This is a genomic window from Myxococcaceae bacterium JPH2 (genome assembly GCA_016458225.1).
In the GTDB taxonomy this organism is placed as follows: domain Bacteria; phylum Myxococcota; class Myxococcia; order Myxococcales; family Myxococcaceae; genus Citreicoccus.
This window is the reverse complement of record JAEMGR010000049.1, coordinates 23,715-36,730: the sequence shown is the minus strand read 5'-3', so window position 1 is coordinate 36,730 and position 13,016 is coordinate 23,715. Positions and strand designations below refer to the sequence as shown.

General features: G+C 68.8%; 15 protein-coding genes. 9 read left to right on the top strand and 6 right to left on the bottom strand.

The window, feature by feature from the left end; translation table 11 throughout:
• Positions 1 to 731 (bottom strand): sigma 54-interacting transcriptional regulator (locus JGU66_35280; GenBank protein MBJ6766046.1); only part of this gene is annotated, 731 nt, incomplete at its 3' end.
• Between the two features lie 151 nt (positions 732 to 882).
• Positions 883 to 1,506, bottom strand: coding sequence for a hypothetical protein (locus tag JGU66_35275; GenBank protein MBJ6766045.1), 624 nt, complete (start codon positions 1,504 to 1,506; stop codon positions 883 to 885).
• Positions 1,507 to 1,858: 352 nt separating this feature from the next.
• On the opposite strand from JGU66_35275, the gene JGU66_35270 reads away from it, so the two are divergent.
• Both JGU66_35270 and JGU66_35265 read left to right on the top strand, forming a co-directional pair.
• Positions 1,859 to 2,626 carry a hypothetical protein gene (locus JGU66_35270; GenBank protein MBJ6766044.1) on the top strand — a complete coding sequence of 256 codons (768 nt, stop codon included), beginning with the start codon at positions 1,859 to 1,861 and terminating at the stop codon, positions 2,624 to 2,626.
• Positions 2,627 to 2,882: 256 nt separating this feature from the next.
• Positions 2,883 to 3,551 carry an autotransporter domain-containing protein gene (locus JGU66_35265; GenBank protein MBJ6766043.1) on the top strand — a complete coding sequence of 223 codons (669 nt, stop codon included), beginning with the start codon at positions 2,883 to 2,885 and terminating at the stop codon, positions 3,549 to 3,551.
• A 42-nt stretch (positions 3,552 to 3,593) separates the two neighbouring features.
• Here the strand turns inward: JGU66_35265 and JGU66_35260 are convergent, their stop codons facing one another.
• The gene (locus tag JGU66_35260) at positions 3,594 to 4,517 is read right to left on the bottom strand and encodes a LysR family transcriptional regulator (protein ID MBJ6766042.1); all 924 of its coding nucleotides are present in this window, start codon (positions 4,515 to 4,517) and stop codon (positions 3,594 to 3,596) included.
• 144 nt (positions 4,518 to 4,661) lie between these two features.
• On the opposite strand from JGU66_35260, the gene JGU66_35255 reads away from it, so the two are divergent.
• From JGU66_35255 to JGU66_35245, 3 genes are all read left to right on the top strand, one after another.
• Positions 4,662 to 5,207, top strand: coding sequence for a hypothetical protein (locus JGU66_35255; GenBank protein MBJ6766041.1), 546 nt, complete (start codon positions 4,662 to 4,664; stop codon positions 5,205 to 5,207).
• Positions 5,204 to 6,574: an MFS transporter gene (locus JGU66_35250; protein ID MBJ6766040.1), complete on the top strand. Its 1,371-nt coding sequence runs from the start codon at positions 5,204 to 5,206 to the stop codon at positions 6,572 to 6,574. Before JGU66_35255 ends, JGU66_35250 begins: the two co-directional genes overlap by 4 nt.
• A gap of 342 nt (positions 6,575 to 6,916) precedes the next feature.
• Positions 6,917 to 7,870, top strand: coding sequence for a hypothetical protein (locus JGU66_35245; protein MBJ6766039.1), 954 nt, complete (start codon positions 6,917 to 6,919; stop codon positions 7,868 to 7,870).
• Between the two features lies 1 nt (position 7,871).
• Here the strand turns inward: JGU66_35245 and JGU66_35240 are convergent, their stop codons facing one another.
• Positions 7,872 to 8,642, bottom strand: a complete 771-nt coding sequence (locus tag JGU66_35240; GenBank protein ID MBJ6766038.1) for an SDR family NAD(P)-dependent oxidoreductase — start codon at positions 8,640 to 8,642, stop codon at positions 7,872 to 7,874.
• A gap of 91 nt (positions 8,643 to 8,733) precedes the next feature.
• Between JGU66_35240 and JGU66_35235 the strand changes: the two genes are divergently transcribed.
• From JGU66_35235 to JGU66_35225, 3 genes are all read left to right on the top strand, one after another.
• Complete coding sequence (locus tag JGU66_35235) at positions 8,734 to 9,288, top strand: DUF2378 family protein (GenBank protein MBJ6766037.1); 555 nt, start codon at positions 8,734 to 8,736, stop codon at positions 9,286 to 9,288.
• 110 nt (positions 9,289 to 9,398) lie between these two features.
• Complete coding sequence (locus tag JGU66_35230; GenBank protein ID MBJ6766036.1) at positions 9,399 to 10,469, top strand: hypothetical protein; 1,071 nt, start codon at positions 9,399 to 9,401, stop codon at positions 10,467 to 10,469.
• On the top strand, positions 10,466 to 11,407 hold the full coding sequence (locus tag JGU66_35225; GenBank protein MBJ6766035.1) for a fumarylacetoacetate hydrolase family protein: 942 nt from the start codon (positions 10,466 to 10,468) through the stop codon (positions 11,405 to 11,407). The genes JGU66_35230 and JGU66_35225 overlap by 4 nt, the downstream gene beginning before the upstream one ends.
• A gap of 25 nt (positions 11,408 to 11,432) precedes the next feature.
• Here the strand turns inward: JGU66_35225 and JGU66_35220 are convergent, their stop codons facing one another.
• Positions 11,433 to 12,014 (bottom strand): iron-containing redox enzyme family protein, encoded by a 582-nt coding sequence (locus tag JGU66_35220; GenBank protein MBJ6766034.1) that lies wholly within the window; start codon positions 12,012 to 12,014, stop codon positions 11,433 to 11,435.
• Between the two features lie 17 nt (positions 12,015 to 12,031).
• On the opposite strand from JGU66_35220, the gene JGU66_35215 reads away from it, so the two are divergent.
• A complete protein-coding gene (locus JGU66_35215) occupies positions 12,032 to 12,274 on the top strand; it encodes a helix-turn-helix domain-containing protein (GenBank protein MBJ6766033.1) in 243 nt (80 codons plus the stop codon).
• A gap of 12 nt (positions 12,275 to 12,286) precedes the next feature.
• On the opposite strand, the gene JGU66_35210 is transcribed toward JGU66_35215, so the two are convergent.
• Positions 12,287 to 12,922 carry a glutathione S-transferase family protein gene (locus JGU66_35210; GenBank protein ID MBJ6766032.1) on the bottom strand — a complete coding sequence of 212 codons (636 nt, stop codon included), beginning with the start codon at positions 12,920 to 12,922 and terminating at the stop codon, positions 12,287 to 12,289.
• Positions 12,923 to 13,016 lie beyond the last annotated feature (94 nt).

Sequence of the window (13,016 nt, the reverse complement as noted above, 5' to 3'; positions counted from 1 at the left end):
GTGAAGGCGCCCTTCTCGTGGCCGAACAGCTCGCTCTCCAGGATGTGCGAGGGGATGGCGCCGCAATCCACCACCAGGAAGGGGGCATCGCGCCGCCGGCTGGCCTGATGCAATGCGAGCGCGGCCTGGCTCTTGCCCGTGCCCGTCTCGCCTTCCAGGAGCACGGTGGTGTCGCGTGCCGCGGCGCGCTCCAGCAGGGCGAAGCAGCTGCGCATGGCCACCGACGCGCCCACCAGCGTGCCGAAGCGCCCCTGCTCGGACAGCGGCAGCCGGTTGTTCTCCGCGCTGAAGTCGAAGCGCACCACCACGCGGCCCAGGCGCAGCAGGCTTCCGCTGCGGAGGATGCCTTCCATCACCTGCACGCCGTCCACGATGACGCCGTTGAGGCTGTCCAGGTCCTTCACCATCGGGCCGCGCGGGCCAATGCGCACCTCGCAGTGGAAGCGCGAGACCGTGGGGTCCTCGATGGCGAAGTCGTTGAGCGGATGCGAGCCGAGCGAGCACGTGTCGCCCGTGGACTCCCACGTGGCGCCCAGGCTCGGCCCTTCCATCAACGTCAACCGGAAGCGCCGCACCACCGGCACCTCTCCCGGCCGTCGTCCTTGCTCATAGGGCAGCGTGATGTGGAGCGCCGTGTCTCCTGCTGCCTCCGGTGCCCTGGAGTTCCAGGCTGACTCAGTCTTCAGGTCCAGCACGGAAGACGCGACATGAATTCGATCCGGTGCAGGCATGGCTTTCAAACTATCACGGCTCGAGAAGGGCCGAGTCCGAGAGGCCGGGACCCTGGGACACGTCAACCCCAGGACCCACGCCAGCGCGAATCGAGCACGCCCGCGCGGCGCCGCCGAGAGAGGTGGGCGAGCGCCGCGCGATGTGAGTCCATCACCCGCCGGACTGACGGCCTTCGATGGCGCACAGGAGGATGGCCGCGGCGATGCCGAGGCGGCGATCCAACTGGCCCTGGACGTCCATGGAGTAGTCCAGGTCGATCTTCTGGATGAACGGGTTGAAGTGCTGCTTGAAGGAGAGCACGGGCGCGCCGTTCACGTTGCCCACGAACGTCTGGGGCACCAGGTTGGTGAGCAGCCGGCGCACGAGCGCGAGCAGCATGCTGTCCTCCTGGATGGTGCCGACCACCTGGTCGTTCACGTCGAGGATGAGCCACTCGTCGCGCAGCATGGACTTGAGGCCCTTGCGGCGCAGGGCGCCCAGGCGCGTGCCGGTGGCGGAGTCCTGCACGTCATAGGTGGCGCCGAAGTCCAGGATGCTGCGGGCCTTGATGACGAGCACCTCCTCCTGCATGTCCTCGCCCGTGTAGACGCGCAGGTCCTCCTTGAGCTTGAAGGCCTTCATCTTCGAGTAGAAGGCGAGGGTGCCCATCGCGTCGTAGATGTGGAAGGCGCCGCCGAAAATCTTGAAGAACTTCCGGCGAATCATGTAGCGGGTCTGGCCGAAGCGGCCGTTGGCCAGGGTGCTGTTGGGGCGCTGCTGGATGGCAGTGGTCATGGTGTGGATGGGTCCTCGAAAAAGGCCCACCCTACCTCGACTGCGGGCCTCGGCGTGACTCGCGAGCCCGACCGCCTGCTTGGGATTTCCGGGCTGACTGTGTTTCCGGCCCCGCGTGGCGACGGCGTCACGGGCTTTTCAGAATCCAATGGAGTGAGAGAAGGCCAGGGGCGTCGGGTGTGGTCGCTACGGGCGCGGTGCTGGCCGCGCCCTTGTGCTGGGGCGCCGCGCACCATGGACCTGCCGTTTCATGGACGGCCCAGCCCCTGTGATCGACATGACGTCTCGCGCTTCAGTTTCATCCCTGATGGTCTGTGCTTCGTTGCTCTCTCTTCCCGCGGCAGCAGAGGAGATGGCCCGAAGCTCAGGCCTTGCGATTGGATTGCGAGGGGCCTATGGCGTTCCCGTGGGGACGGCCTTCGACCCCATCGAGCAGTCTTCCTTTGGGAATACGCTGTCACCGCAGTTGGATGTGACCTGCTTCTTCAACGAGCAACTGTCTCTGGGTGGGTACTTCCAATATGGCGTGTCATCGGGCGGGGATTGCAATCCCGAGGGGAAGTGCTCCGGCAGCGTCATGCGCCTCGGCGTGGACCTGAACTATCACTTCGCGCCCAGGGCCATCATGCGGCCCTGGGTGGGGGTGGGCGCGGGCTATGAGCAGCTCAAGCGGACGCTCAAGACCGATGAGCGGCGCCTCGCGGTGTCTCTGAGGGGATTTGAGATGGGGCACGTGAACGTGGGCTTCGACTTTCAGCTCAATCCCACCGTGTTCGTGGGGCCCTATTTCACGACGACGCTGGCGCAGGCGGAAGACAACCTCGCGGCTGTGCGGCTCCAGTTGACGGACGAGCAGGTGCGCAGGCTCGGTGCGGCGAGCGCGCTGCCGGAACGATACCCGCACACCTTCCGCACGCGATTCCCGGACGCGTGGCGCGGCCTCGCGGCGGGGAAGGGGACGCGCTCCAGTGGCCGTCCCACGAGGTGCCGTGAACACGCTGCATCCGCGCGCTTGCAGGGGCCGATAGTCCCCGAGGCTGGGGTGACTCAGGACCGTTGTCACCCAGCTCGCCGCGGGCAGTCCGTGCGTGACATGAAAGTCATGGCGGAGGGATTCTGAAATGCATGGGCAGTATCCAGGGTCCTCGCTCATGACATGAGTGTCGTGATTCTCGGAGATGTTGGCGCTGAAGACCCGTTCGAGAAGGGGATGCGCGAACCGCCGAGGGGGGCACGTGCCCCCGGGGCTCCGAGGGAAGACCTCCCGGAGCTGAAGATGTCTCGAACAGGCTGGGGAGGCTGGCCAAGCGCTTGCAGTGGGGCCGCGCGCACCACGGACCTGCCGTCACAAGGACGGCCCATCCCCTGTGAGCGACATGACTGCTCGAGCCTCGTTTTCATCCCTGATTGTATTGGCTTCGTTGATGGCGCTGCCCGCGGCCGCCGAGGACCTGGCCCGAAGCTCAGGTCTCGCGATTGGCTTGCGAGGGGCATATGGCGTTCCCGGAGGGAAGGCCTTCGATGATGTCGAGCAGTCTGCCTTTGGGAATACGCTGTCACCGCAGCTGGATGTGTCCTACTTCTTCAACGAGCATCTGTCGCTGGGAGGGTACTTTCAGTACGGCGTGGCATCAGGCGGGAGGTGCCAGTTCGAGGGGAAGTGCACCGGCGGTGTGCTGCGCCTCGGCGTGGATCTGAATTATCACTTCACGCCCGGGGCATTCATGCGGCCTTGGGTGGGCGTGGGCGCGGGTTATGAGCTGCTCCATCGGACGGTCAAGACCGATACATTTCGCCTCTCGGCGTCGCTGGGGGGATTGGAGTTGGGGCATGTGAACGCGGGCTTGGACATTCCGCTCAGCCCCTCCGTCTTCGTGGGGCCCTACGTCACGACGACGGTGGCGCAGTACTCGACGGCGCATGCGACGAATGAGGACCTGTCCATCCCGGGTTCCTCCGAGACAGAGACGGTCGACATTCCGAACAACTCCAGGGAGGTCCACGTCTGGATTCAGCCCGGGGTGCGCCTCCTGTTCCGGCTGTAGTCTCCTCGCCCGGAAAATGGCGGCGCGCTTCTCCACCTGTGTCTAGGTTTGCTCGCCGCCGTCATCTCGGGACGAGCGGCGCCCGCATGCCTCCCGCACGCAGCGGCGGATCCATCGATGGGCGGGGTCGCCCTCCTGTCTGGGATGCCAGAGCAGCGACACCGTGACCTCTGGGGCGGGGAAGGGCAGGGTGAAGGTGCGCAGGCCCGAGCGCACGCCTTCGGTATGCCGCTCGGGCACGCTGGCGATCAGGTCGGAGTCGCGCGCCAGTGCCACGGCGGCGGAGAATCCACCGACGATGACGGTGATGGTCCGACCCAGCCCCAGTGACTTCAGGGCCTCGTCGATGGGGCCGTGGTCGAGCCCTTGCCGCGAGACAAGGACGTGCCGCCCGGCGGCGTAGCGCGCGGGGGTCAGCTTTCCCCGCGTCAACGGGTGGCGCGGTCGCACGACCCCGACGAAGCGGTCGCGAAACAGCGCCTGGGTTCGCACCTCTGGGCCCGTCGCCTTGCCCACCACGCCGGTTTCCAGGTCGATGGTCCCTTCGCGGAGCGACGTGCTCTCCTTGTCTGTCTTCTGCACGAAGCGCAGGCGCACGCCGGGCGCGTCCCGGGCGACTCGGGCGACGAGCCTGGCCCCGAAGCTCTCCACGAAGCCCTCGCTGGTGCGCAGCGTGAAGGTCCGGACCAGCGTGTCGAGGTCGAGCTTGTCGACAGGGCGCAGGACTGCCTCGGCGTCCTGCACGAGATGGTGGACGCGCTCGCGTAGCTCCAGCGCTCGGGGCGTGGGCACGAGGCCGCGTCCGGCTCGGACCAGCAGCGGGTCGCCCGTCGTCTCACGCAGTCGCGCCAGGGCTCGGCTCATGGCCGAGGGGCTGAGTCGCAGCCGTCGGGCCGCCCGCGCGACGCTGCCCTCGGCCAACAGCACATCGAGGGTGAACAACAGATTGAGGTCCGGCATCGACATGATTCGACCGTAGCGCGGTCGGATCCGGATGTGGCGTCAGGCGCACGAATACAGTGCGATTCGTGCGCGTTCCGCCATGTCACGCCGCTGGCTACCTTCGGTTCGAAACCTGGGACGAGCGGTCCCGAACCGGAGGAAGGCACGATGGCGAACCATTCTCTCGAAGCGTTTGTTGACGGCGTGAAGGCGGCCTGGGGGCCGCTTTCCACCGAGGTGGTGTCGGACTGCCGCCGGCTTCTGGAAGAGCTGCTGCGGGCTCCCGCCTCGGAAGCGTGGCTGGCGTCGCTGCACGAAGACGCCCCCGCCAGCCGGGAGCTGTATCGGGACCCCGTGCACGGGTTCGTGCTCCTGGCGCATGCCGAGCAGGCCGGCCTCTACCGGCCGCCGCATGACCACGGGCGGGGCTGGGTGATCTACGCAATCCAACGAGGAGAGATAGAGATGGGCACCTACGCCCGGGTCGAGGATCCGGACGGTCGGCCTCGGCTGGTGAAGCGCGATGCCACCCGGGTGCGCCCCGGCGAGGTCAAGGTCTTCCTGCCCGGCGACATCCACGACACGCGGTGCATGACGGGGCCGGCGCTGCTGTATCGCTTCACCGAGCGCGACTTGCGCAAAGAGGACCAACAAGAGGGTCGGGTGACCCGCTACGTCGAGCGAGACGGTGTCTGGACCGTGGGGGCGGCATGACCGCGCTCGCAGCCCAGGCCGAAGCGGATGCCGCGCCGCGAGGCATCTGGCGCACGGCCGCGATTGCCTCCGTGCTGGCCGCCATGGTGATGGTGGTGCTGGACGCGGCCGTCGCCAACGTGGCGCTGCCGACGATCGCGCAGTCGCTGCAGGTGACGCCGGCCGTGTCGGTGCGCGTCGTCACCGCCTATCAGACGGCGCTGGTGATGGCCTTGCTTCCCTGTGCCGCGCTGGGGGAGAGCCTGGGCTATCGCCGGGTGTTCGCCGGGGGCGTCACGCTGTTCACGGCCGCATCGGCGATGTGCGCCCTGTCGCCGTCGTTGGAATGGCTGCTCGCGGCCCGCTTCCTCCAGGGCCTGGGCGGAGCCGCCGTCATGTCGTTGGGTGTCGCGCTGCTGCGCTTCACCGTCTCGCACGAGCAACTGGGCGCGGCCATCGGCTGGAATGCGCTGACCGTCGCCCTGTCCTCCGCGGCCGGCCCGACGGTCGGGGCGGCGCTCCTGTCCGTCGGAAGCTGGCCCTGGCTGTTTGCGGTGAACGTGCCCCTCGGCGTGGCGGTGGTCGCGCTCGCCGGCCGCGCGCTGCCGAAGGTGGCGGGCACCGGGCGACCCCTGGACTTGCTCAGCGTGGCCCTGAACGCCGGCGCCTTCGCGGCGCTGGTCGTCGGCGCCGAGCTGGCACCCGAACAACCGTCGCTGGCCAGTGTCCTGCTGGTCTCGGCAGTCCTCGGCCTCGTGGCCCTGGTCCGCAGGGAAGCCCCCCGGAGCGCGCCGCTGATTCCGCTCGACCTGCTTCGCGCGACGTCGTTTCGCCTGTCGGTGATTGCCTCGGTCTGTTGTTTCGCGGGGCAAGCGGCGGGCATGGTGGCGCTGCCCTTCTACTTGCAGCACGCCTTGGGGCGCGGCGCCCTGGCGACCGGGCTCTACATCACGCCGTGGCCTTTGACCGTGGCCGTCGTGGCTCCGATCGCGGGTCGCCTGGCCCACCGCGTTCCGACGGGCTGGTTGTGCGCGGCAGGTGGTGCGTGCCTTTCGACAGGGCTGGCGGCGGCCGCGCTCTGGCCGCTGCGGGATGATGCGCGGCCCCTGGTTCCGATCGTCATGCTGTGCGGTCTGGGCTTCGGCCTCTTCCAGACGCCCAACAACCGCAACATGTTCCTGGCGGCCCCACGCGAGCGCAGCGGCGCGGCGGGTGGCATGCAGGGCACGGCCCGACTGGTGGGCCAGACGCTGGGCGCGGTCGTCATGACGCTGCTCTTCGCCTTGGCGCCGGTCGACATGGCACCGCGAATGGGGCTGGGGTTCGGGGCCGTGCTCGCCCTGGCGGCTGCTCTGGTCAGCGCCGGGCGCGGCGGCTGGGCGGCCTAGCGTCGCGCTCCCTGCACCACGAACGCGCGCGCCGCGAAGGAGGCGCCGCGGGCGTCAGCGGCGCGAGCTGCCAGCCTCGGTGGTACCGCCCGCTTGCCGAGTGGCGTCGGGCGATGCGCTGCCAGCTCCCTGTCGAAGGTGCACCTCGCGGCCATTCACCTCGGGCTCTGATGGGTGGACACGCTCGACTGACAACGGCCGAGCGAGTGTGCGCTCCGTGGTCTGCGCGGCCTGTGTGCGCTCTGCCTGGGGGCGCTGGCGCACGGGCGACGCGGGGCTCACCCTCAAGGGCAGACATGGGCCCATGGGAGGAGCCGTATGGCCAGCGCATCGACGCCCGGCGTGGAAACCTTGCAGGAGGCATGGCCTGAGCTGCCATTGGACGCATGGAAGGACACCTTCGCCACCCTGCATCGTTGGACGCAGGTCATCGGCAAGGTCCAACTCGCGCTGACGCCCCCGGAGAATCACTGGTGGAACGTCACGTTCCGCGTGACGGCGCGCGGGCTGCGCTCCGCCCTGATTCCTTTCGGCCTGGGCGCCTTCGAGGTGGACTTCGACTTCATCGACCATGAGCTGTCATTCCGCGCCATCAATGGCGAGACGCGCACGCTCGCGCTGGAGGCCCGCTCGGTGGCGGAGTTCTACCGGGATGTCATGGCGACGCTGCGGTCCTTGGGCGTCGAGGTGAGCATCTGGGATGTGCCGGTGGAGATTCCGGATGACACCACGCCGTTCAGTCAGGACCGGCATCACGCCAGCTATGATCCGGAATACGTCCAGCGTTGGTGGCGCGCCCTCGTGCAGGCCCATCTGGCGATGACCGAGTTCCGGGCGCGCTTCACGGGCAAGTGCAGCCCCGTGCAGTTCTTCTGGGGGAGCTTCGATCTCGCCGTGACGCGCTTCTCGGGCCGTCGCGCGCCGGAGCGCCCAGGGGCCGACCTCATCACCCTGGAGTCCTACTGCGAGGAGGTGTGCAGCGTGGGCTTCTGGCCGGGCTCGGACGCGACGAAGGGCGCTGCCTTCTACTGCTACGGCGCCCCCGCTCCCGAGGGCTTCTCCGCGGCGCGGGTGCGCCCGGACGCGGCGCGCTACGACACCGGCATCCAGGAGTTCTTGCTGTCCTACGATGACGTCCGGCGCGCGAGCGAGCCTCGCGCCTACCTGCTGGACTTCTTCCAGAGCACCTACGACGCCTGCGCGGACCTGGGGCGATGGGATCGCAAGCACCTGGAGCGCCCGCTCATCCTCTCGGCGAGCGATGCCGAGGCGGCGCGCGCGTCCGCTCCGCCGTGACTCACGGGCGCCGCGCGAGTGCCTGGGCCTCGAACGCGGCTACGTCGCGGTAGTAGCGCTCCACTTCCGCCTGGGTCCCGGAGCGGGTGTAGGCCTCGGGCCTTGGGTGCGCGATGACGTCGAGGATGGCGCCCGTTGCGTCCTCGACGCTCTGGGCCCCGGGTAGCGCGCGTGAGTCCGGGCCGCCGCCTCGCGCGTTGAGCCCGAACTCGGTGGCGACGATGCCCGGCATCACCACGCTCACCATGATGCCCGGGTGCGTGTGCGCCAGCTCCAGTCGCAGGCACGCGCTGAGCGCGTTGAGCGCGTGCTTGGCCGCGCTGTAGGCCGAGCGCGGCGGCACCACTGGCAGGCGCCCCAGCTCGCTGGAGACGTTGACGATCTGCCCCGTCCCCCGCGCCTGGAAGTGGGGCAGCACCGCCTGCATGCCATAGAGCGCGCTGTGGACGTTGTCGCGCCACATCGAGTCCAGGTCCTCGTCCGTCAGCTCCGCCACCGAGCGCGAGATGCCACGCCCGGCGTTGTTCACCCAGACGTCGATGCGCCCGAAGCGCTCCAACGCCCGCTCTCGGAGCCGCTCCACCTCGCCCCGACGTGTGACGTCGGTGACGACCGCGAGGGCTTCGGGGCCAGAGCGGGCCGCTACGGCCTCCAATTCAGCGAGGCGGCGCGCGGCCAGCACGACCTTCGCGCCCTGCTCGCCACAGCGTCGCGCCAGCTCCGCGCCGATGCCGGCGCTCGCTCCCGTGATGACGATGACTCGCTGCTTCATGTCCGCTCCCGCCTCGAAGAAGGCGCGGAGTGTAGCGCGTGGCCCCCAAGGGGACTTGACCCGCGTTCACGGTCCCGGGCAGGAAGGGGCCATGGCCGAGCGTCTCGTGTTCCCACCCATCGTGGAGGGCCTCTTCGTCCGGGGGCTGAACGGCAGGGTGCCGTTCGCCCTCAAGGAGCAGCTCCGCAAGGAAGGGCTGGACCTGGACCGCCCCTTGTTGCCGGCGTACCCGCTGGAGACGTGGATCCGCTGCGTGGCGCTCACGGCCAAGGCACTCCATCCGGGCGAGTCGGACGCGGTGGCGTGGCGCCTCTTGGGCGAGCGCATGATTGACGGCTACCGCGACACGATGGTGGGCCGGGCGCTCTTGGGGGTGCTCAAGCTGTTGGGCACGCGCCGGGTGCTGGGCCGCGCGCAGCACAGCTTCCGCACCGGCAACAACTACACCGAGGTCAAGCTCACCGAGCGCGGCTCCAACACGGTGGACCTCTGGCTGAACGAGCCCGGCATGCTGCGCTACTTCAAGCAAGGGGTCATGCTGGCCACCGCGCGCGCGGCGGGAGGCCCGGCCACGCAGGTGGAGGTGCTCGTGTTCGACGAGGAGACGGTCACCTACCGCATCACCTGGGGCGGCGACGATTTCTAACAGGCCGTACTCGGCCGCCAGGGCCTTGCCTGGAGCGCACCGCGTCTGCGACGGTGCGAGGGCTGCCGGGCCGGTGGTACGCGCACCGTCATCTGGATGGGGGGAGTCGCATGCGGTCGAGTGAGCGCGCCAACCTGCCGCGCTGGAGGGGGCAGGCCGGGTTCTTCGAAATCTGGTTCGTGGTAGTGCTGGACCTCGGGGGCGATCGCGCCTGGTGGCTGCGCTACACGCTCTTCACGCCGGCCCCGGGCGCGCCGGGCGAGCCTCGGGCCACGGTGTGGGCGGCGGCCTTCGATTGCGCCTCGGACGCCACGCCCGCGATGGCGCTCAAGTCCATCCATCCCGTCACCGACTTCGAGGCCTCCACGACGGGGCGCTTCGGCATCCGCATCGGCGCGTCGGAGCTGGCGCCCGGCCGTTGCCATGGCCGCGTGGACTCCGGGGGGCATTCCATCGCGTGGGACCTGCGCTCCTCGCCCGAGGACGCCGTGCCGGTGCGGCGCGAGCCTCGGGGCACGAGCCTGTTGCCCCTGACCACGCACGTGCACCACTCGCAGGACGATGTGTCGTTCACAGGCACCGTCACGGTGGACGGCCAGCGCCACGAAGTGCGCGGCGCGCCCGGATTGCAGAAGCACCTGTGGGGGCGCAGGCGGCTGGAGGAGCTGACGTGGCTGTACTGCCCGCGCTTCCAGGAGGATCCCGAGGCGCGTCTGGAGGCGCTCACGGTGTTGCCAAAGCGAGGCCCGCTGTCGCCTCGGTTGACGCCCATCTACCTGCGCACGTCCGACGCGCGGCACACCTTCCACGAGGTGCCCGGGATTCTCTTCTCGCGCATGGAGACGCCGCGCCCGGGCGAGGTGCACTTCCGGACGGCCTCGGCCACGGCCGCGATGCGAGGGCGCGCATGGTGCGATCCGCGCACGCTGGTGGGCTACGCGTACCGCGACCCGGAGGGCTGGGACGTGCACGTGGCGCAGAGCGATGTGGCGCGCTGCGAGGTGGAGCTGTTCTCCCGGCCGCATCCCTTCGCGGCGTGGCGACAGACGGGCCGGTTGACCTCGACGGTGGGCGCGCTGGAGTTCCACGCGCCGGAGAAGCTGGAGCACGTTCGCTATCTGGGTTGGGACGACACCGCGCTCCCCGAGCCCACGCCGCGCGCGATGGGAGGCCTCGGATGATCCGCGCCCGCCCCGTCACACCCGCGCTCATGCGCGCGCTTGCCGCGGAGCGGACGCCGGGACGCACCGAGCCGCTGCGTCTGTCCCCCGGGCGAGTGCACGCGCTGGGGCTCACCTACGCGGCCCACTTGCGCGAGACAGGAGGCGAGTCGGGTGGCCCCGCCGTCTTCGCCAAGGCGGCGACGTCACTGCTGCGCGAGGGCAGCGAAGTCGCGGCGCCGTCGCGTGACGCGCTGGTGGAAGCGGTGTCGCGCTTGGATGACACGCTCGCCGCTCGCCTCGCCTCGCGCTTCCCCATGCTGCCTCCGCTCCTGGATTACGAAGTGGAGCTGGGCCTGCTGCTGCTCGAAGACGTGCGGGCTGAGTCGCTGGCGCGCGAGGACTTCGCGCCACCGGTGGGGTACTTCGTCGCCAACGATGTGACGGCGCGCACAGTGCAGGTGCTGGGCGAGGGACGAGCCGACCGCATGGCCTTCTGGGGCGCGGCGAAGAGCTTCCCGGGCTTCCTGGTGCCAGGCCCCACGCTGTGGATGCCCGAGGTGCCGCAGGTCGATGCGTGCTTGGACGTGACGCTCACCCTCACCGTCAACGGCGAACTCCGACAGCGCGGTCGCACGCTGGACCTCATCGCCACGCCGCGCGAGCTGCTCGCCCTCGCGGCCCGAGCTGCGCCCAACGGACTCCTGGCCCGCGGCGACGTGGTCCTCACCGGCACTCCGTCGGGCGTGGCCTTCACGGTGCCGGCCTGGAAGCGCCGGCTCGCGTCGCTCCTGCCTGGGCCCCTCGCTCGTCTGTCCGCCGCGCTGCGAGCCCACGCGGAGAACCCGCGCATGCTGCGTCCCGGGGACGTGGTGGAGATGAAGGCCGGCGTGCTTGGCCACCACCGCTTCACGGTGACCCAATCGGTCGTGGCGAGCGCCTCGCGCAGCCTGGGCTAGGTGTCGCGCGAGGCGGTGAGCGCTCTCAGCGGATCATGCTGCTGTAGAAGCCCCAATCGGCGTTCGCGAACAGCTGGCAACCGAATCGCAACCCATCCCGAATCAGCGGCTGGAGGGATGGGGTGTTCCAGTCCGTGTTGACCGTTTGCAGGAAGTCATCCGCGTGTTGGATGTCCATCTCCTTGAGCTGGCTGTCGTGGGTGATCTGATCTGCCTTGAGCCATCCTTGAGTGACGATGGCCTTGCAGACCGGCTCGGAGATGTCCGCGAACACGGAGGCCGCGAAGCGACAGTCCTCGAACGAGGAGACGCTGCGGAGCGCCTCGTTGAAGATTCTGGCGGTGGGCGTAGGTCCTTGCAGGTCGATCTTCGAGGAGTCCCCACCGAGGCGATCCATGAGGGTGAGGAGGGTCTGTCCGTGGACCTTCTCCATGATGCCCTTGCCGTGCTCTTCCCAGAGATTCTCGACCAGGGCGACGCGCGGCTTCGCATCCGGGATGTTGGCGATCCTCCGCGCCATGGGGCGATTGAAGAAATGAGCCATCGCCGCGAACTCGATCTGGCTGTCCAGGAAGCGCTGCTTCGACAGCTCTTCGGAGCAGAGCATCCCACCTGCACGCGCTGATGCTGACGTTCCTCTCTCCTCGGCTTGCCCCCGACGCTGCCGCCGTGCTGACCGCGCGCGAGCGCGAGGTGCTTCGCTGGGCGTACGAGGGCAAGACCTCCGGCGACATCCGCACCCTCCAGTGCATCTCGGAGCGCACCGTGAATTTTCACATCAACAACACTCGCCTCAAGCTGAACGCGACCCACAAGGTGCAAGCGGTGGTGAAGGCGCTCGCACTGGGATTGTTTGACGAGCGCTGAGGTGTCGCGCCATCACCGATTGAATGCCAGCTGCGCGGCGAACGCCCTCTGGTAGGCGGGCCGTGCCTCTCCCCGGGCGAGATAGGCGGACAGGTTCGGATAGTCATCCAGCATGCCCGAGGCTCTCAAGCGGAGCAGGACCGCGACCATCATCAGGTCTCCTGCGCTGAATGCACCCTCGAGCCAGTCGGCATCGCCCAGGCGGGCGGAAAGCTGATTCAGCCGGCCGCGGACTCGCTCCTCGGCCAACGGCAGGCGTGCCTCGTACCAGGGCTTCTCCCGCTCATGGATCCTCATGTTGGCGAAGTCGAGGATCGGCGGTTCCATCGTGTTGACCGCGGCGAACATCCAGGAGATCGCCCGCGCCCGTTGATGGGCATCGTCCGGCAGCAGGCCCGCATGCCGCTCCGCGATATGGAGCACGATCGACCCTGACTCGAACAGGGCCAGACTGCCCTCTTCGTACGTCGGAATCTGGCCAAAGGGGTGAATCGCCAGGTGGGCTGGCTCCTTCATCGCGCGAAACGAAACAGGGCGAACCTGGTAGGGCTGCCCCACTTCCTCGAGCGCCCAGCGAACGCGCGTATCGCGCGCCAGTCCCTTGCCCCCATCGGGGGAGCGGTCAAACGCGGTAATGGTGATGGTCATCGAGTGTCTCCTCTTGGGCGAACATCCTCGGTTGCCGAGTCCGAGCCGCGCACGATGACCCATCACGGATAATCGATATTCCCTGGGATGGTCG

Bases quoted from the DNA above. Each gene is read 5' to 3' on its own strand.
- JGU66_35210 (MBJ6766032.1), bottom strand. From the start codon at position 12,922: ATGACCATCACCATTACCGCGTTTGACCGCTCCCCCGATGGGGGCAAG.
- JGU66_35275 (MBJ6766045.1), bottom strand. From the start codon at position 1,506: ATGACCACTGCCATCCAGCAGCGCCCCAACAGCACCCTGGCCAACGGC.
- JGU66_35240 (MBJ6766038.1), bottom strand. From the start codon at position 8,642: ATGAAGCAGCGAGTCATCGTCATCACGGGAGCGAGCGCCGGCATCGGC.
- JGU66_35260 (MBJ6766042.1), bottom strand. From the start codon at position 4,517: ATGTCGATGCCGGACCTCAATCTGTTGTTCACCCTCGATGTGCTGTTG.
- JGU66_35220 (MBJ6766034.1), bottom strand. From the start codon at position 12,014: ATGCTCTGCTCCGAAGAGCTGTCGAAGCAGCGCTTCCTGGACAGCCAG.
- JGU66_35235 (MBJ6766037.1), top strand. From the start codon at position 8,734: ATGGCCGAGCGTCTCGTGTTCCCACCCATCGTGGAGGGCCTCTTCGTC.
- JGU66_35255 (MBJ6766041.1), top strand. From the start codon at position 4,662: ATGGCGAACCATTCTCTCGAAGCGTTTGTTGACGGCGTGAAGGCGGCC.
- JGU66_35215 (MBJ6766033.1), top strand. From the start codon at position 12,032: ATGCTGACGTTCCTCTCTCCTCGGCTTGCCCCCGACGCTGCCGCCGTG.
- JGU66_35225 (MBJ6766035.1), top strand. From the start codon at position 10,466: ATGATCCGCGCCCGCCCCGTCACACCCGCGCTCATGCGCGCGCTTGCC.
- JGU66_35265 (MBJ6766043.1), top strand. From the start codon at position 2,883: ATGACTGCTCGAGCCTCGTTTTCATCCCTGATTGTATTGGCTTCGTTG.
- JGU66_35230 (MBJ6766036.1), top strand. From the start codon at position 9,399: ATGCGGTCGAGTGAGCGCGCCAACCTGCCGCGCTGGAGGGGGCAGGCC.
- JGU66_35270 (MBJ6766044.1), top strand. From the start codon at position 1,859: ATGGCCCGAAGCTCAGGCCTTGCGATTGGATTGCGAGGGGCCTATGGC.
- JGU66_35250 (MBJ6766040.1), top strand. From the start codon at position 5,204: ATGACCGCGCTCGCAGCCCAGGCCGAAGCGGATGCCGCGCCGCGAGGC.